14 protein-coding genes are annotated in these 17,712 nt (G+C 56.3%); 4 read left to right on the top strand and 10 right to left on the bottom strand.

The annotated features are described in order from the left end of the window. Nucleotides 1–236: 236 nt before the first annotated feature. Both JHD74_RS04890 and JHD74_RS04885 read right to left on the bottom strand, forming a co-directional pair. Complete coding sequence (locus JHD74_RS04890) at nucleotides 237–1,247, bottom strand: NAD(P)-dependent oxidoreductase (RefSeq protein WP_024529886.1); 1,011 nt, start codon at nucleotides 1,245–1,247, stop codon at nucleotides 237–239. Between the two features lie 151 nt (nucleotides 1,248–1,398). Next, on the bottom strand, nucleotides 1,399–2,841 hold the full coding sequence (locus JHD74_RS04885) for a DUF2867 domain-containing protein (RefSeq protein ID WP_024529885.1): 1,443 nt from the start codon (nucleotides 2,839–2,841) through the stop codon (nucleotides 1,399–1,401). Nucleotides 2,842–3,035: 194 nt separating this feature from the next. Here JHD74_RS04885 and JHD74_RS04880 point away from each other — a divergent pair, with 194 nt between their 5' ends. Continuing rightward, nucleotides 3,036–3,383, top strand: a complete 348-nt coding sequence (locus JHD74_RS04880; RefSeq protein WP_024529884.1) for a DUF1294 domain-containing protein — start codon at nucleotides 3,036–3,038, stop codon at nucleotides 3,381–3,383. Between the two features lie 62 nt (nucleotides 3,384–3,445). On the opposite strand, the gene JHD74_RS04875 is transcribed toward JHD74_RS04880, so the two are convergent. From JHD74_RS04875 to JHD74_RS04850, 6 genes are all read right to left on the bottom strand, one after another. Beyond that, nucleotides 3,446–4,438 carry an MBL fold metallo-hydrolase gene (locus JHD74_RS04875; RefSeq protein ID WP_199061859.1) on the bottom strand — a complete coding sequence of 331 codons (993 nt, stop codon included), beginning with the start codon at nucleotides 4,436–4,438 and terminating at the stop codon, nucleotides 3,446–3,448. A gap of 92 nt (nucleotides 4,439–4,530) precedes the next feature. Further along, complete coding sequence (gene ltaE / locus JHD74_RS04870; RefSeq protein ID WP_199061857.1) at nucleotides 4,531–5,547, bottom strand: low-specificity L-threonine aldolase; 1,017 nt, start codon at nucleotides 5,545–5,547, stop codon at nucleotides 4,531–4,533. A gap of 108 nt (nucleotides 5,548–5,655) precedes the next feature. Further along, nucleotides 5,656–7,377 carry a ubiquinone-dependent pyruvate dehydrogenase gene (gene poxB / locus JHD74_RS04865; protein WP_074028942.1) on the bottom strand — a complete coding sequence of 574 codons (1,722 nt, stop codon included), beginning with the start codon at nucleotides 7,375–7,377 and terminating at the stop codon, nucleotides 5,656–5,658. 125 nt (nucleotides 7,378–7,502) lie between these two features. Next, nucleotides 7,503–8,507, bottom strand: a complete 1,005-nt coding sequence (hcr, locus tag JHD74_RS04860) for an NADH oxidoreductase (RefSeq protein WP_199061855.1) — start codon at nucleotides 8,505–8,507, stop codon at nucleotides 7,503–7,505. A 55-nt stretch (nucleotides 8,508–8,562) separates the two neighbouring features. Next, nucleotides 8,563–10,212, bottom strand: a complete 1,650-nt coding sequence (gene hcp, locus JHD74_RS04855) for a hydroxylamine reductase (protein ID WP_024529879.1) — start codon at nucleotides 10,210–10,212, stop codon at nucleotides 8,563–8,565. 180 nt (nucleotides 10,213–10,392) lie between these two features. Continuing rightward, a complete protein-coding gene (locus tag JHD74_RS04850; RefSeq protein ID WP_024529878.1) occupies nucleotides 10,393–11,289 on the bottom strand; it encodes a lysine exporter LysO family protein in 897 nt (298 codons plus the stop codon). A 180-nt stretch (nucleotides 11,290–11,469) separates the two neighbouring features. On the opposite strand from JHD74_RS04850, the gene JHD74_RS04845 reads away from it, so the two are divergent. Beyond that, entirely contained in the window at nucleotides 11,470–13,128 is a 1,659-nt protein-coding gene (locus JHD74_RS04845) for an ATP-dependent endonuclease (RefSeq protein ID WP_199061852.1), read from the top strand. On the opposite strand, the gene JHD74_RS04840 is transcribed toward JHD74_RS04845, so the two are convergent. Then, nucleotides 13,125–14,066 (bottom strand): VirK/YbjX family protein, encoded by a 942-nt coding sequence (locus tag JHD74_RS04840; RefSeq protein WP_199061850.1) that lies wholly within the window; start codon nucleotides 14,064–14,066, stop codon nucleotides 13,125–13,127. The two genes, JHD74_RS04845 and JHD74_RS04840, sit on opposite strands and share 4 nt — an antisense overlap. Before the next feature lie 196 nt (nucleotides 14,067–14,262). Between JHD74_RS04840 and macA the strand changes: the two genes are divergently transcribed. Continuing rightward, nucleotides 14,263–15,378 (top strand): macrolide transporter subunit MacA, encoded by a 1,116-nt coding sequence (gene macA, locus JHD74_RS04835; protein ID WP_024529875.1) that lies wholly within the window; start codon nucleotides 14,263–14,265, stop codon nucleotides 15,376–15,378. Then, entirely contained in the window at nucleotides 15,378–17,324 is a 1,947-nt protein-coding gene (gene macB / locus JHD74_RS04830; RefSeq protein WP_074028954.1) for a macrolide ABC transporter ATP-binding protein/permease MacB, read from the top strand. Before macA ends, macB begins: the two co-directional genes overlap by 1 nt. A gap of 76 nt (nucleotides 17,325–17,400) precedes the next feature. Here macB and cspD read toward each other — a convergent pair whose 3' ends face one another. After that, a complete protein-coding gene (gene cspD, locus JHD74_RS04825) occupies nucleotides 17,401–17,622 on the bottom strand; it encodes a cold shock-like protein CspD (RefSeq protein WP_021804952.1) in 222 nt (73 codons plus the stop codon). Between the last annotated feature and the right edge of the window lie 90 nt (nucleotides 17,623–17,712).

Here is a 17,712-nt window from a genome sequence, read left to right as displayed (position 1 = left end):
ATAAACATGTCTGTAATTTATCGCCGGACCATCCTTATATGTGGGTGCTCATAGGCACAGGATACCGTTCGGTCTAGAAGGCGACAGGGAAATAGACAGCCGGGGCACAATCTCTCCCGCGGGCTCATAGGCACCAGGGTTGGGGGGAGCTCACCGGCTATCTCCCGATGATCTGTCGGGGATCTTCTCCGCTAAGGCGGAGAAGATCAAGACATAAGGGTTGGGGTGAGGGGCCGTTATAGCCCGTGCAGATTACCGTGTTCTTTCAACCAACGAGCCGTACGGCTAATGCCTTCCTCTAGCGAAACCTGTGGTTGATAACCCAGCTCCTGCTGTGCGCGAGTGGTGTTCAGCGTCAGATCGAAATTGAGCTTGGCGACGCTGTAATGGGTCAACACGGGCTCTTTATCGCTTTTACTGCCCAGTTTTTCCATGCCACGCGCCATCATATCCAGCATTGGGTAGGGCACCGAGCGGATGCGGCACTTCATGCCCAACTCATCGATCAACTGTTGCAGTACGGTGCGTAGCGTGCAGGCTTGCTGATTGGAGATATTGTAGGCCCGGCCAGAAGGAGTCTCTTCCTTCACGGTGGCCAGCCACATGGCGTGTACCGCATTATCCAGATAGGTCATATCGACCAGAGCATCCCCGCCACGTGGTAACAGCAGGCTACCGTAGTGTTTGATCATATGCAGCAGGCGCGGCAGCATGATTTTATCGTGTGGGCCAAATAGCCCCTGTGGGCGCAGGATAGTGAAATGGGTTTGCGGATTGGACAGCGCCAACTGTTGCACCACCTGTTCCCCGGCGGCCTTGCTGCGGGCAAACTCGTTGGCATAACGAACCGGGCGGAAGTCTTCATCCACATTGCGGTGATGGTGATAATCAAAGTAAATCGCTGGCGACGAAATATGAATGAATCGTTCCACACCGTAGGCCGCAGCCCATTCCCCCAAGCGGCGGGTAGCGCGGACGTTGGCCAGTTCGAAGGCTTCTTCCGTGCCCCATGGGGAAGTGAAACCGGAGCAGTGCCACAGCACGTCCACATCCGCCAACATGGCTTTGGCCTGCGAAGAGATCAGGTTGGTGAGATCGGCATGGATGAATTCGGCACCCATTTTTTCCAGCAGGCAACCCATAGCCTGATTGCGCCCGGTGGCACGTACTTTTATGCCTTGGCGGCGGAGATATTCAACGGCGTTACGGCCTAACCCACTGGTTGCACCGGTGACCAATACCTTCATAACTCACTCTGTTCTCACCAAAAATCAGGATGCTGAGGGCGTTTTAGCGCGCCCCAGCAAATAAGATGCCATTCTTTCGTGATTTTGTGCGCTATGCAATGAGAAAGGACCTAACCGAGGCAGCAAACTGTGCGGTTGATCGACAAATAGACTATTGAGGACGCTGGTTATCGTACTCTTCGGCCAATTGGGCAATCCGTTTGGCCATACCGCGGAAAATAAACAGGTGCGCGGGCATCATGACAAACCAGTATAACAGCCCACTGAAACCGGCAGGATGCCACCAGGCGCGCACATCGAGCTGGCGACGATCGCCCAGGTCTTTGATGCTGAAGGTCAGGCGGCCAAGCCCCGGTGCTTTCATCCCGAACATCAATGCCAACTGCCGTAATGGCTTCTTGGTGATCACTTTCCAGCCATCGACCAGATCGCCGACTTCCAGTGTGTCACGCTGCGGCCTGCCATAGACGACGCCGTTGCCGATCATATCGTCCATGCGGGCGCGGATTTGCCACAGGATGTTGGCGTAGAAGTATCCCTCTTTGCCGCCCAACTGCTGCACGACATGCCATAGCGCTTCACTCGAGGCCTGCGTATCCAGCTCACAGCCCGCATGTTTGGGATAGAAGCCATAACCAGGGCGCCAGCGAGCGCGGGCTTCAGGATCGTAACCCCAGTCAGCAGAGTCGACCACTTCGTCTTCGCGGCGTAGCGTTTCCTTAACCGCCTCATCAAAGGTTTGTAGTGGCTGTGGGATCAAGGCTTGCAGCGGCTTGCCATCGGCAGGTAAGTCATGGTTCAGCCCCTGGATGAGCGCGCTGGCAATCGAGGTTGGCACAGACGTGATCATGCTGATAAACCATACCGAGATAAAGCGTGTCGGCAGCGGCACCGGGATCAGCCAGCGCTTTTTGCCGCTGATCTTGATAAAGCGCTCAAACATGGTTTGGTAACTGATGTACTCCGGCCCGGCCACGTCAAAAATCCGGTTTTCCTGCGCCGGGTGTTGCAGTAGTCCGGTCAGGTAAGTGAGCAGGTTATCCAGTGCGACCGGGGACGATTTTGAGCGCACCCAACGCGGCGGCGTCAGGATTGGCAGGTTATAGACCATATCGCGCATGATCTCGAACGCGGCTGACCCTGGGCCAACCACGATGCTGGCGCGTAATTCGGTGACGGGAATGCCGCTTTGGCGCAGGATTTCACCGGTCAGCTTACGGGCGATGAGGTGAGGGGAGCTACTGCCCTCTGGTTGCAGTGCGCCAAGGAAAATAACCTGTTTAACGTTGGATCCTCGCAAGGCATCCCGCAGGTTCTCAGCCGCCTGGCGTTCCTTTTCGATAAAATCATCGCCATCGCCCATGCCGTGGATCAGGTAGTAAACGGCATCGATCTGCCATAGCGCCGCCGTTAGCGTTTCTGGACGGTAGACATCCACGTAGCGGCAGCTTACGTGCGGCCAGTTTTGCTCTTCCAACCATTCTATGCGGCGTGCTGCTGCGGTGATTTCGTGGCCCTGTTCGGTCAACCGGGGGATCAGGTGTTGGCCAATATAACCGCTGGCTCCAAGAACCAGAATACGTTGGGAGGTCATTGCGCTGCCTTAGTTTATTGATGTTAATGTGAGCGTAGCTTTACCCGTCGTCTTTCAAGCTGCGGCTTGAAATCCATAGGGCATAGAATGACAAATTAGCGGGCTAAATGCACTTTTTGTATGGGTATCAGTAGTTGCATCTGCACGGAGGGCGGTTCACACTACGCGGCGATCAAGCAACGAGCCCATGCCCGATGAAAATCAATTCCCTGTGTTATTTGCTGCTGCTAATTGCCCTGGCTGGCAGCCTGTGTTTTCCCGCTCCGCTGTGGACGTGGTTGCTGTTGGTAAACTTGCTGACCTTACTGATCTACGGTGCCGATAAGCTGGCCGCCTGTAAAGGTTGGCAACGGGTGCCGGAAATTACCCTGCTGCTGTTCGGCGTGCTGGGCGGTTGGATAGGGGCCATTATCGGGCAACGACTGTTCCGCCATAAAACGCAGAAACAACCGTTCAAAACCTATTTTATCCTCAGCGTAGTGCTGAACCTGCTGCTGATACTGGCTGTGGGTTATTGGCTCTATGGCCGGATGGTGGTTTGAGTTACCGTAATGTGCACAATTAAACGGGCGCCGCATGCGCCGCCCGTTGTCCTCAATCTGCGTTAAGGTTTCTTCTCGCCGACTACCACTGGAGCATATTCAACCGGCACCCACGCATAGCCTTTACCTTCGACGCGCACGTGGCCCAGGCCAGGGAAAGGTAAGTGCGCTCCGCCAACCCACAGTTTGTTTTCAGCCGCATCGGCAAACACTTTCTGCCGGGTAGCGATCGCCTGTTTGGAGTCCGTGTCAAAGTCCACTGCGACTTCAGGTTTGGCAAACTGCAAAGAGTGGCTGTGGACGATATCCCCCCACAACAGCAGTTTCTGGCCGCCGGAGCTGAACAGATAAGAGGCATGCCCAGGCGTATGGCCCGGTGTCGCTATCACTTCCAGCCCAGGAAGTAACTGCTCCCCAGGGCTGTACAATTTCAGCTTGCCCTGTTCGGCATAAGGGGCCACGGCGTCTTGGGCCATCTTGAACATCGGCTGCGCGTTTTTGGGGGCTTTGAGCGCCATCTCTTTACTCAGCCAATAATCCCCATCGGCCTTGGAGGCATAGACGGTAGCGTTAGGGAAGGCGGCCTTGCCCTGATCGGTGATGCCGCAGGCGTGATCGGGGTGCAGATGCGTCAGCAATATCATATCAACCTGCTCTGGCTGATAACCCGCCGCACGCAGGTTGTTCTTGAGCGCACCCAACGTCGGCCCAAAACACTGCGAGGTACCGGCATCGACCAAGACCAGATGCGTACCAGTATTCACCAGAAACGCGTTAACCGCCGTCTGTATGCCTGACTTGCTGTCGGTAAACATGCGGGCGAACAACTTTTGCATATCCGGCTCGCTGACACCATGGAACAACTTTGTCGCAAGATGGGTATAACCGTCGTATAGCGCCGTCACCTCCAGGTTACCCAACATCATGCGGTAATAGCCGGGAGCCTGCGTTTGCTGTTGGGCTGGCGCCGGGGCGGCGTTGGCTGGCAAGGTAAACATCATTCCACTGCTAACGAGGGTGAGAGCTAATAGCGTTTGGCGAAATTTATGACGCATAGATGATATCCCTTCAGGTATTGGAACTAGGCTGAGATCGCGAGTTTGGCGAGAACCGGGAAGCGGGGCCTCCCGGTGTTACTGCAAAAAAGTTAGGCGTGCTGCTGCAAGAATTCCCGCCACAGATCGACCACTTTTTGCAGATCCTGGCGGCTAACGTTGAGATGCGTCAGGATACGGGTCAACGGCCCGGCACTGATCAACACGCCACGTTCACGCATCCAGGGGCCGAGTTTAGCCGCCAGCTCCGGGGATTGGCGCAGGTACAGCACGTTGGTTTGTGCGCCCGGATCGGCAATATCCACGCCAATGTCACGCAACTGCTGTTCGAGCCATTTGGCGTTGTCATGATCTTCTTTCAACCGCTCGACGTTGTGCTCCAGCGCATAGAGCCCGGCAGCCGCCAGAATACCAGCCTGGCGCATACCGCCACCGGTCATTTTGCGCCAGCGGTTGGCACGTTGAATAAACGCTTCGCTACCGCATAACAGCGAGCCAACCGGTGCACCCAGGCCTTTCGACAGACAAATGGTGAAGGTGTCGCAATACTGGGCAAGGGTTTTCAGCGGCACGTTAAGTGCCACCGCCGCGTTGAAAATGCGCGCGCCGTCAATGTGCAGAGCCAGCTTGTGTTCACGGGTGAACTGCCAGGCCTGTTGCAGATATTCCAGCGGCAGCACGCGGCCGCTGATGGTGTTTTCCAGGCTTAGTAGACGAGTCTTGGCGAAGTGAATATCATCAGGCTTGATGGCGGCGGCGACTTTATCTAACGGCAGCGTGCCATCAGGATTGGCTTCGATCGGCTGGGGCTGGATGCTGCCCAGCACGGCGGCACCACCGGCTTCATATTTGTAGTTATGCGCTTGCTGGCCAACGATATATTCCTCACCACGCTGGCAATGGCTCAGCAAGGCTACCAGGTTGGCCTGGGTACCGGTAGGTAGGAATAATGCCGCCTCTTTGCCAGAGAGTCTGACCGCTTCGGCCTGGAGGGCGTTGACGGTGGGATCATCTCCATACACGTCGTCGCCGACGTCAGCCTGCGCCATGGCGGTGCGCATCTCTGCGCTAGGTTGGGTAACGGTGTCACTGCGTAAATCGATAAGCATACGGATCCTTGGTAGCCGATGAGGAAGAGGCTTTCATCATAACCGGATTAGCGCAGGGCAAAAGCGGAAAATGTAGGGGACAACCAACTTCATTGTCCCCAGAAGCGATTAACGTAGCCAGTTGGTTTTGGCCAGTTCGACGACCTCATCACCGCGGCCATTGATGATGGCGCGCAGCATATACAGGCTGAACCCTTTAGCCTGTTCGAATTTGATCTGCGGCGGCATCGCCAGCTCTTGTTTGGCCGTGACCACGTCGAGCAGGGCCGGGCCAGGATGGGCCAGCATTTCCTGTAATGCCGCGTCCAGCTCGGAGGCCTTTTCTACCCGAATGCCTTTGATCCCTGCCGCATTGGCGATGGCGGCAAAGTCCGGGTTGTGCAGATCGGTGCCATCGGTAAGGTAGCCACCGGCCTTCATCTCCATTGCCACAAAGCCCAGCACGCTGTTATTGAATACCACCACCTTGACCGGCAGCTTCAACTGGGCCAGCGACAGAAAATCCCCCATCAGCATGGTAAAGCCACCGTCACCGCACATGGCGATCACCTGTTTATCCGGTTCGGTGGCCTGAGCACCCATCGCCTGCGGCATGGCGTTGGCCATTGAGCCATGGTTGAACGAACCGAGCAGGCGGCGTTTGCCGTTCATTTTCAAATACCGAGCTGCCCACACCGTCGGCGTGCCGACATCGCAGGTGAAGATGGCGTCATCCGTGGCTGAGTTGCTGATTTGCTGTGCCAGATATTGTGGGTGGATCGGCTGGTCATCATTCGCCGTAGCCAACCCGTCGAGATCTTTACGCGCTTCGCGATAATGTTCCAACGCCTTATCCAGGAACTTGCGGTCGTTCTTGGCTTGCAGCTGCGGCAGTAAGGCGCTGAGCGTCGTTTTGATATCGCCCATCAGCGCCATATTGACCGGGCAATGGGCACCGATGCTGCCGGGGTTGATATCGATCTGAATGATATTGGCATGGGTAGGATAAAACGCCCGATAAGGGAACTGAGTGCCTAGCAGCACCAGGGTATCCGCGTTCATCATGGCGTGATAGCCGGATGAGAAACCGATCAGCCCGGTCATGCCGACGCTGTAAGGGTTATCCCATTCGATATGCTCTTTACCGCGTAGGGCGTGCACAATCGGGGCTTGCAGCAGTTCGGCCAGTTTGACGACTTCGTCATGCGATCCGGCGCAGCCGCTGCCGCACATCAGGGTGATGTTTTTGGCGTTGTTCAGCGTTTCTGCCAGTTTCTGCAGCTCGCTCATCGGTGGCTGCATCAATGGGTGCGCAGGCGTATGCCACACCATGCTGGCATCTTCTGGGGCCATTTGCAGGGCGACATCCCCTGGCAGCACAATCACCGAGACGCCACGGTTGAGGATCGCTTTGCGCATGGCAATCTCGAGTACTCGCGGCAACTGCTCAGGATTGGACACCAGCTCGCAGTAATGGCTGCATTCGCGGAACAGCTCTTGCGGGTGCGTCTCCTGGAAGTAGCCGCTGCCGATCTCGCTGGAAGGAATATGGGCGGCGATAGCCAGCACCGGGACGTGATTGCGGTGGCAATCGAACAGGCCGTTGATCAGGTGCAGGTTGCCGGGGCCACAGGAGCCTGCGCAGACCGCCAATTGGCCGGTGAGCTGCGCTTCGGCACCGGCAGCAAAGGCGGCGACTTCCTCGTGACGGGTGCCCATCCAGGCGATGGTTCCCATCCGATGCAGGCTGTCACTCAGGCCGTTGAGCGAATCGCCGGTAACGCCCCAGATCCGTTTTACACCTGCCTGTTCCAGCGTTTTGGCGATCAGCGTGGCTACTGTTTGCTTCATAGTTCCTCCAGTCATTATCCAAAATGAGGGGTACTCGCCCGGTTAAAGGCAAACAGAAAGTGTAGAAGGGCATCAGGGGATACGCTTACCGATATGTGCCCCATCGGGAAGATGGGGCCAAAGCCTCAGGCGAGAGTGACGTCACTTTGTAGCTGGCAGCTACAGGCTAGTACGTAACCCTGCTCGATTTCCGCTGGGGTTAATGTCATGGTGCTGCTGGTGGTGTATTGGCCATCGATAATACGGGTTTTGCACGAACCGCAAACCCCAGCCCGGCAGGCGGCATTGACCGGTAACTTATGGGCTTCCAACGCTGCCAGCAAGGTGCTGCCGACCGGCACGCGGAATTCACGCAGTGGCTGACCGATGCGCAATGTTAACTGTTCGCTTTTCCCATCATCCGGCTCCGCCGAGGTGTGGAACTGTTCCTGATGGAAGTTGGCAGCGGGGACGCCTAGCCCCAGGCAAAGCTGCTCAACCTGTTGCATGTAAGGGGCCGGGCCGCAGGTCATGACGGTACGTGAGGTAATATCCGGCGCGGCCTGTTGCAACACTTGCTCATTGATGCGGCCAGACAGGAAGCCGGGTTGTGCATCCTGCTCTGCCATCAATGTCAGTTGCAATTGTGGATGGGCAGAACATAGCCGTTGCCACTGTTCGGCAAAAATCACATCGGCAGGGGTGCGGACGTTAAAGATCACTCGGATATCGCATTGCGGTTTGTTCACCACCAGCCAGCGGCACATAGACATGATCGGTGTGACGCCACAGCCGGCAGCCAGCATCAGGTAACTATCGCTGGGGTGTTGCACGCAGCTGAATTCTCCCTGGGCGTCTGATAACCAAAGTGTTTGGCCAGGTTTGACCTCTTGCGTCAGCCAGCGTGAGCCGAGGCCATCCGCCAGGCAACGCACGCTGATGCTGATAAAAGGACTCAGGCCGGGTGAAGAGGAGAGGGTATAGGCGCGCAGCGTATCTTCACTGTCGCGGATGCTGATCAATGCAAACTGACCGGGCTGATAAGGATAAAAGTCGTTATTGATCAGGTTCAGCGTCCAGACGTCGGCGGTTTCCTGTTGCAGGGAGTGCACCTGCATCGGGTTGGGGCAAAGTGGGCTGGGTTGGCTCATAGGGCACCTCACAACAAACGGGGCCGCCGCGATGGGCAGCCCCGGAACAACGGCCTTAGCCGAGAAGGGTTTGCATATCCTGCTCTACGGTGGTGACCGAACGCAGGCCGAATTTTTCATTCAGCACCGCCAACAGATTGTCGGTCAGGAACGCCGGGGCGCTTGGGCCGGTGACGATATTTTTCACCCCTAGCGACAGCAGCGTCAGCAGAATGACGATCGCTTTCTGCTCGAACCAGGACAGCACCAGGCTGAGCGGCAGGTCGTTGACCGTGCCACCGACTTTCTCGGCGAGTTTGACTGCCAGCATTACGGCGGAATAGGCATCGTTACATTGGCCGACGTCCAGCAGGCGCGGTAGCCCTTCCAGCGTGCCGAAGTCCAGCTTGTTGAAGCGGTATTTACCGCACCCCAGCGTCATGATCAGGCAATCTTGCGGCACGCTGCGGGCAAAATCGGTGAAATAGCTGCGTTCGTCGCGGCTGCCGTCACAGCCACCCACCAGAAATACGTGGCGCAGTTTTTTCTGTACTACCAGATCAACCACGGTATCGGCGGCGCTGAGCAGTACCTGGCGGCCAAAACCGACGGTGATCAGTTGTTCGATTTCGCTGTAAGGGAAGCCAGCCAACTGTTGAGCTTGAGCGATCACGGTGCTGAAATCATCCCCTTCCAGATGGTTGACACCAGGCCAGCCAACGATGCTACGCGTCCAGATGCGATCGCCATAGTTGCCGACGTTCGGATCGATAATGCAGTTGGAGGTCATGACGATCGAACCCGGGAATTTGGCAAATTCGGTCTGCTGATTTTGCCAGCCGCTACCGTAGTTACCCACCAGGTGTGGGAATTTTTTCAGCTCTGGATAGCCATGGGCCGGTAACATTTCGCCGTGGGTATACACGTTGACGCCGGTGCCTGCGGTCTGTTCCAGCAGCAAGCGCAGATCTTTCAGGTCGTGTCCGGAGATCAGGATCGCCTTGCCCGCCACCGGGCGCACGTTGACCGTGGTCGGCTGTGGGTCGCCAAAGGCACTGGTTTCGCCGCGATCCAGAATAGCCATCACGCTGAAGTTCATTTTGCCGATGGCCATCGAGTTGTTCAGCAGGGTGTCCAAATCGCTCGGTTGGGTGCCCAGCCAGGCCATAAACGCGTGGTAATCAGCATAGATCTGGTTGTCGAACTGGCCCAGCACATGGGCATGTTCCATATAGGCGGCGGCCCCTTTCAGGCCGTACAGGCACAGCATCCGCAGGCCGTGGATATCGTCGCCTACCTCGGCTTTATCTTTATTGAGGGCAAACTGCGCAGCCTGTTGCAACAGCGCAGGCATATCGTTGCCGGCCAGTTGCAACTGGGCCAGTGGGTGATCGACCTGCACATTGGCATCGAGCAGGCGGCAGCGAACCGCCAGCGAGTCACGCAGGGCAATGGTGTCACGTGCATAGCCGATAATGCGTTCGGAATCGAAGTTAACGTTGGTCAGCGTAGAGAAGAAGGCGCGTGGGGAGAAACTGTCGACATCATGATCGATAATGCCCAACGCGCGCGCCTGCAAGGCCCAGGCAGAGAGCCCTTGCAGCGCCGCTATCAACAGATCCTGCAGGTCGGAGGTTTCTGCCGTTTTGCCGCACATCCCTTGAGCGTAGGAGCAGCCGTTACCTGCCGGTGTCCGGATGGTTTGTTCACATTGCACACAGAACATAATCGCTTCCTTTTTTAAAGTTGCATTTATAATGCTTGTTTTGAAGCATAGATCGACGGTGCAACCTTAAAAAGGCTTTTGTGATACAACTTTAACAAAGTTTGATTTAGAACAAGTTGGCGTGCGGATGGGAATTATTACGCTTTGACTAACAGGCGCGGCGGGCCGCGCCCGTAGGCGTCAGGAGAACAGGGCGATTAATACCGGAGCCAACAGGCTCAGCAAGAATCCGTGCACGATGGCGGGAGGCACCATTTCTATCCCGCCGCTGCGTTGCAGAACCGGCAGTGTGAAATCCATCGAAGTGGCACCACATAAACCCAATGCAGAGGAGCGGCTACGACGCACCAGCGTAGGGAGCAGCATTATTGCCACCAGCTCACGGGCCAGATCGTTGAAGAAGGCGGCGCTGCCCATTACCGGGCCATAGGCGTCGGTGATCAGGATGCCGGAAAGGGAGTACCAGCCAAACCCCGAAGCCATCGCCAAACCGGCTTTCAGCGGCAAACCCAACAGCAGTGCGGCCACTGCACCACCCGCCAGCGAACTGACCGCCACCACCAGGGCGACCATCATGCCACGGCGATTGAGGGCAATCTGGCGCAGCGTCATCCCACTGTTGCGTAACTGTGCCCCCACTAGAAGCAGCAGAAACAGCAGGGCGTATTCACTGCCTTGACCCGCAAATTGCAGCCAGTGCCACTGGGTGAGGCCCAAGGCAAAGCCCCCCACCACCACTCCACAGAGCTTCAGGGATTCCAATGCCATATGCAGGCGTGAGGGCAACGTTTCTTGCTTGTGAGTACTGTGCCAAGGGCGGCGGCGTTCAAACAAAGATAACCACAGGAGATTGGCGCAGAAAATGCACAGAAAAAACACCAGGGTGTACTGAAAGATCAGCATCAGGTTGCTGCTGAGGTTTTCCAGGAATGCCAGGCTGATCCCCATAATGAACAGGATCACATACACCATCCAGCTCAGCAGGCGGTTAATGGCCCGGATCAGGGTGACGCTACGCAAGGGGACAAGATAACCGACAATCAGCGGTATCAAAATAATCAGCAGTCCTGAGTACATGTGAAACAAGCGTCCTTTAATCTGGAGGAAGTGCGGCAAACCTAACACGCTAACCAAAATGGGCTAAGGAGTAAAGTCGCGTATTTACGTGGTTTGCAGCACGCTGTAGCAATGTCTGCTTGACCTGTAATGGCTTTATTGCTCATCCTCAAGGTATCAGGCGAATAAAGGAGTCAGCAGATGTACCTGGAGCGTATTGAGATTGTAGGATTCCGCGGTATCAACCGGCTTTCACTGACGCTGGATGATAATACCGTGCTACTCGGGGAAAATGCCTGGGGCAAGTCCAGCCTGCTGGATGCCATGACCTTTTTACTGGCCCCCGAACAGACGCTGTATCGTTTTGAAGCCAAAGATTTCTACTTCCCACCTGGCGACGAGGCGGCCAAAGATCGTCATTTGCAGATCATCTTCACCTTTTGTGAAAAGGATACCGGCCATGCGCATCTGCCGCGCTATCGCCATCTTTCGCCGCTGTGGTCGAAGGGGGAAGATAACCTGGGCCGCATTCACTATTGCTGCGAAGGAGAACTAGACGATGATGGCACGGTATGCACCTGGCGGCGTTTTCTTGATGCCGATGGCAACGCCTTGCACTTGCACCATATCGATCAACTGGTACACGCCCTGATCCGTATTCATCCGGTGCTGCGGCTGCGTGATGCACGTTTTATCCGCCGTCTGCGGCCCAGCTCACTCAGCGATCGCCTCCCTGCCGATAACGAAGCCCTGGCACAGCAGTTGGATCAACTGACGCGTGAACTGGTGCGTAACCCGCAAAAGTTGACGAACTCCGAACTGCGGCAGGGGCTAGCGGCGATGCAGCAGTTGCTTGAACACTATTTTGCCGAGCAAGGTTCGCAGGTTGCCGGGCCTCGCCGCCATCGTCAGCCGCCGGAACAGCAGGCGTGGCGTTCGTTGGACAGCATCAACCGCATGATTGCAGAACCTAACAGCCGCAGCATGCGATTGATCCTGTTGGGGATGTTTTCTACGTTGCTGCAGGCCAAGGGCAACGTAAAACTCGATCCCCATGCCCGGCCATTATTACTGGTTGAAGACCCGGAAACGCGCCTGCATCCCATCATGCTGTCGGTAGCCTGGGGATTGCTCAACCAGATGCCGTTGCAGCGTATTACCACCACCAACTCCAGCGAACTGGTGTCGCTAGTGCCGGTGGAGCATATTTGCCGCTTGGTGCGCGAATCGGCCCGGGTTGCTACCTATCGCCTTGGGCCAAAGGGGCTAAGTGCGGAGGACGGGCGGCGCATTGCGTTCCATATTCGCTTTAACCGGCCGTCCTCGCTGTTTGCCCGTTGCTGGCTGCTGGTGGAAGGGGAAACCGAGGTCTGGCTGCTCAACGAACTGGCGCGCCAGTGTGGCTATCGTTTCGAGTCCGAAGGCGTGAGGGTGATCGAGTTTGCCCAATGTGGGCTGAAACCCTTGCTGAAGTTTGCGCGGCGCATGGGCATTCAATGGCACGCCCTGGTAGATGGTGACGAAGCGGGGAAGAAATATGCCAATGCCGTACGCAGCATGCTGGATAATCACGAAGATAACGAGCGCGATCGTTTAACCGTGCTACCTGCGCCGGATATGGAGCATTTCATGTATCGGGAGGGATTCAGCTCGGTCTATCACCGGGTGGCTTCGGTACCGCTAAAGGTACAGATGCCGGTGCGTAAGGTGATCCTCAAGGCGGTGCATCACACTTCAAAACCCGATCTGGCGATTGAGGTGGCCATGCAGGCCGGGGCGTGGGGCACCGACTCGGTGCCACCGTTGTTGAAGAAAATGTTCTCCCGCGTGATGTGGCTGGCGCGGGGCCGGGCGGATTAAGAAAAGTGTTTGCTGATCCCCTGTTGGAGCTCATCCAGTAACTGGTAACGGCGGCGATATTCCGCGCGTTTTTTGCTGGCGATGGTTTCCATCGGCTTGCGGCCAATGCGCTCGGGTAACAGGAAATAGCCGTTATCGAGTTGCTTGCCGCCCATGGAAAGCCAGAACTGATCGTAATCAGCATGCAACTGGCTTTTCTTTTTGTGGTGGTAGCGCCAGTTTTGGTAAATATGGGTGGTGTTGCCTACCGCGATCAACTGCCGGATACCCAACTGTTGGGCCAGGTGGCAAATGCCTTCCAACACCAGGCGTTTTGGAAACAGGCCGTGGCAGGCTTTGGTCGTATTCTGGATCTCAGCGTGCGGCACCGTGGAATTGGCGCCTTGCATACCGCCGATAAATAACGTGGGTTGTTGCTGGTAAATCATCAAGGTGAAGGTCATTTCAGCCAGCATGATCCCTTGGCAATTGCGCAACAGCAGGGTTGTTTCACCCTCTTTATTCAAATGGTCCAGAGAGGCCAGTTGCAGGCAGATGTGCTCGCCATTTTTGTCTTGTGCGCGGCTTAAGGTAAAGGGATTGCTACCCAGTTGGCCGAGGTGCATCTTCAGCGGCATGCGTTGGGCGAGCAGATCGTAGTGATCGCGTAGGGCAAACAGACGGTCGATGCGGCTCATGTTGTTCGCCAGATAGGGGCGATGCAGTTTGCAAGGCAGATTGGGCTGTGCGTTTAAAATCTCATCCAACAGAGGGTTGGCAGCCAGCGTATTAAGCAGGCTGCGAGTCGTGGGCCAGCAGAGCAGCGAACGGCCAAGAAACTTAAGGCGGAATGACGTTTTTTTCCAGGCATTGCTGGGCACTTTCTCGCCGTTGATCAGTGCCGTCATCAGTTGGCTGGCCGGTTTGGCCGATATGAGTGGATAGCTGAGCTGAGACATGATGAAATCCTGGTTTGTGTCTAAATGACTATTTCATCAAGGTTTCACTAAACAGGAGTTCAATACGGCATGGCAAAACTGCGTTGCTCGAAATACGTTGAGCCTGGGTTTAGTTATCGGAAACGCAACATGCTAATTTACTTGGGTTGCCATGGTTGGCAGCCTGAGAATGACAGGAAATAGGTAGGAACAAACATTGACGTGGTTATTCAAAAGTAAGAAACGCGGGTTGCTGGTGTGTGCCGTTCTGGTGGTGCTTGCCGCTGTGGCTTATTGGCACTTTAGCCATCCGGCCCCGGTGGAGTTTAAAACCGTCAAGGTCGTTAAACGCGATCTTGAGCAAAGCGTATTGGCAACCGGCCAACTGGACGCGGTGCGTAAGGTTGATGTGGGGGCTCAGGTCAGCGGACAGTTGGAGAGCCTGAAGGTCGAGATTGGCGATAAGGTGCAAAAAGGCCAACTGCTCGGCATTATCGATCCCCAGCAGGCGCAAAACAGCATTCGCGAAAGCGAAGCGACGCTGCAGCAACTGCAAGCCCAGCTGCAACAGGCTTTGGCAGAGCAGCAACTGGCGGAGGTCACCTTGCAGCGTAACCGCGAACTGGCCAAGGTGCAGGCGGTATCGCGCCAGGATCTGGATCAATTCGCCACCAATCTGGCGGTGAAAAAGGCGCAGGTTGCGACCACCAGAGCGGAGATTGCCAAAAATCAGGCCAGCCTGGATACCGCCAAGATCAATCTGGCCTATACCCGTATTGAAGCGCCGATGGACGGCGATGTGGTACAGATCACCACCTTGCAGGGCCAGACGGTGATCGCCGCGCAGCAAGCGCCCAACATTCTGACGTTGGCAGACATGAGTACCATGCTGGTGAAGGCCCAGGTTTCCGAGGCGGACGTGATCCACCTCAAACCGGGGCTGAAAGCCTGGTTTACCGTGCTGGGGGATCCGAGCAAACGTTTTGACGGCGCGCTGAAAGACATTCAGCCCACGCCAGAGAAGGTCAACAACGCCATTTTCTATTACGCGCGTTTCGAAGTGCCAAACCCACAGGGCTTGCTGCGTCTGCAAATGACCGCGCAGGTGCATATTCAGCTGGCTGGCGTCAGCGATGCGCTGGTGATCCCGCTGGCGGCATTGGGGGATCAGATCGCCGATAACCGTTACCACATTTCGGTGCTGAAACAGGGCAAGGAAGAGAAGCGGGAAGTCACGATCGGCATTCGCAACAACGTGGATGTGCAAATTGTCAGCGGGTTGCAGGCCGGTGAAGAAGTGATTGTCAGCCGCGGCGGCGCGGAGGCCAGCTGATGACGGCACTGTTAGAACTGAGTGATATCCGGCGCAGCTACCTCTCCGGCGATCAGACCATAGACGTGCTGAAAAATGTCAGTCTGCGCATTGATGCCGGTGAGATGGTGGCGATTATGGGGGCTTCCGGCTCCGGTAAATCGACGCTGATGAACATTCTCGGCTGCCTGGACAAGCCCAGCGCCGGGACTTACCGCGTGGCCGGGCAGGATGTGGCAACGCTTGATGGCGATGCGCTGGCCCAACTGCGGCGCGAGCATTTTGGCTTTATCTTCCAGCGCTACCATCTGCTACCCCATCTGAGTGCGGCGCATAACGTGGAGGTGCCTGCGGTTTATGCCGGGCTGGGCAAGGCAGCACGGCGCGAAAGGGCGGCGGCTTTGTTGCAACGTCTGGGGCTGGGGGAACGTATCAACTACCGGCCAAGCCAGCTTTCTGGGGGGCAGCAGCAGCGCGTCAGTATTGCGCGGGCTTTGATGAACGGTGGCCAGGTGATCCTGGCGGATGAACCAACCGGTGCGCTTGACAGCCATTCCGGTGAAGAGGTGATGACGATCCTCAAGCAACTGCGCGAGCAGGGGCACACGGTGATTATCGTCACGCACGATCCAGCGGTAGCACAACAGGCAGAGCGGATTATCGAGATCCGGGACGGTGAAATCATCGCCGATTCTCGGCCACAGGCGCAGGGTAACCCGCAGGCCAAAATGCTGGATATGGCCACGCCAGCGCCTTCCTGGCAGCAGGTAGCGGGTCGTTTCCGTGAGGCGTTGGTGATGGCTTGGCGTGCTATGGCAGCCAACAAGATGCGCACGGCGTTAACCATGTTGGGGATCATCATCGGCATTGCCTCGGTGGTCTCGATCCTGGTGATCGGCGACGCCGCCAAGCAGATGATCCTGGCAGACATCAAATCCATCGGCACCAACACCGTAGACATCTATCCCGGCAAAGACTTTGGAGACGATGATCCCAGCTTCCGCCAGGCGTTGAAATATGGCGATCTAGGCGCGTTGCGTGAACAGCCCTATGTCAGTGCGCTTTCGCCGAATATCAGCAGCAGCATGCGACTACGGTTTGGCAATATTGATGTGGCCGCCAACGTCGCGGGCGTCAGTGAACAATATTTTCGAGTATACGGCATGGCGCTTTCTCAGGGGGTTGGTATCGATGCCCAACAGGTGCAATCTCAGGCACAGGTGGTGGTGATCGACGCCAATACCCAGCGGCGGCTGTTCCCGCATAAAAAAAACGTGGTGGGTGAGGTGATCCTGATCGGCAATATGCCAGCCACGGTAGTGGGTGTGGCGCAGGAAAAACAGTCGATGTTCGGCAGCAGCAAGGCGCTTAGCGTATGGGTGCCCTATAGCACGATGGCCAATCGCCTGATGGGCAACGACTATTTTGACTCGATCACCGTGCGTATCCGTGAAGGCTATAACAGCCAGGAAGCGGAACAGCAGTTGACGCGGTTGCTGACGTTGCGCCACGGCAAGAAAGACTTCTTCACCTACAACATGGACAGCCTGGTGCAAACCGCGGAGAAAACCACCCGTACGCTGCAACTGTTCCTGACCCTGGTGGCGGTGATTTCGCTGGTGGTGGGCGGGATTGGAGTGATGAATATCATGCTGGTCTCGGTAACGGAAAGAACGCGTGAAATCGGCATTCGCATGGCGGTGGGCGCGCGCTCTGGCGATGTCCTGCAACAGTTCCTGATCGAGGCGGTGCTGGTCTGCCTGGTGGGGGGCGCGTTGGGGATAGCGCTGTCGTTCGCGATTGGCCTGTTGGTGCAATTGGCGATGCCGGGCTGGCAGATCAGCTTCCCGCCGGTGGCCTTGCTGAGTGCGTTCTTGTGTTCCACCGGTATAGGCGTGGTGTTCGGCTATCTGCCAGCACGTAGCGCTGCGCGGTTGAATCCGATTGACGCCTTGGCGCGTGAGTAACAGCAAAAATAAAATGCCAGTCGTACGGCGGCTGGCATTTTGAGTTGGCAGTGCAGAAGTGGCTGAAGGGGCGCGTTTAGGCCATTGCCTCGCTTTCCAGCGGCATAATCAGGCTCGCGTGGTTTCCTTTCGGCCCTTGATGTACGTCGAACCTGACCTGCTGGCCCGCTTTCAACGTTCGGTAGCCATCCATTTTAATTGTTGAATAATGCGCGAAGATATCTTCACCGCCGCCTTCCGGGCAGATAAAGCCGAACCCTTTGGCGTTATTGAACCATTTAACAGTACCCGTCTCCATGCTGCTACATCCCTCGCAATGCTATTTTTAAAATGAGATGAATAACTGATCCAGGTGAGTTCCAACTGGTCAAAAGACCAACAACTCACA

The organism is Serratia sp. ASV30, assembly GCF_016428815.1.
Classification (GTDB): Bacteria; Pseudomonadota; Gammaproteobacteria; order Enterobacterales; family Enterobacteriaceae; genus Chania; species Chania fonticola_C.
Note: the sequence above shows the minus strand (reverse complement) of the source record. Positions and strands in the feature narration are given on the sequence as shown.

Bases quoted from the DNA above. Each gene is read 5' to 3' on its own strand.
- macB (WP_074028954.1), top strand. From the start codon at position 15,378: ATGACGGCACTGTTAGAACTGAGTGATATCCGGCGCAGCTACCTCTCC.
- JHD74_RS04890 (WP_024529886.1), bottom strand. From the start codon at position 1,247: ATGAAGGTATTGGTCACCGGTGCAACCAGTGGGTTAGGCCGTAACGCC.
- hcp (WP_024529879.1), bottom strand. From the start codon at position 10,212: ATGTTCTGTGTGCAATGTGAACAAACCATCCGGACACCGGCAGGTAAC.
- ltaE (WP_199061857.1), bottom strand. From the start codon at position 5,547: ATGCTTATCGATTTACGCAGTGACACCGTTACCCAACCTAGCGCAGAG.
- JHD74_RS04840 (WP_199061850.1), bottom strand. From the start codon at position 14,066: ATGTCTCAGCTCAGCTATCCACTCATATCGGCCAAACCGGCCAGCCAA.
- JHD74_RS04850 (WP_024529878.1), bottom strand. From the start codon at position 11,289: ATGTACTCAGGACTGCTGATTATTTTGATACCGCTGATTGTCGGTTAT.
- poxB (WP_074028942.1), bottom strand. From the start codon at position 7,377: ATGAAGCAAACAGTAGCCACGCTGATCGCCAAAACGCTGGAACAGGCA.
- hcr (WP_199061855.1), bottom strand. From the start codon at position 8,507: ATGAGCCAACCCAGCCCACTTTGCCCCAACCCGATGCAGGTGCACTCC.
- cspD (WP_021804952.1), bottom strand. From the start codon at position 17,622: ATGGAGACGGGTACTGTTAAATGGTTCAATAACGCCAAAGGGTTCGGC.
- JHD74_RS04880 (WP_024529884.1), top strand. From the start codon at position 3,036: ATGAAAATCAATTCCCTGTGTTATTTGCTGCTGCTAATTGCCCTGGCT.
- JHD74_RS04885 (WP_024529885.1), bottom strand. From the start codon at position 2,841: ATGACCTCCCAACGTATTCTGGTTCTTGGAGCCAGCGGTTATATTGGC.
- JHD74_RS04845 (WP_199061852.1), top strand. From the start codon at position 11,470: ATGTACCTGGAGCGTATTGAGATTGTAGGATTCCGCGGTATCAACCGG.
- JHD74_RS04875 (WP_199061859.1), bottom strand. From the start codon at position 4,438: ATGCGTCATAAATTTCGCCAAACGCTATTAGCTCTCACCCTCGTTAGC.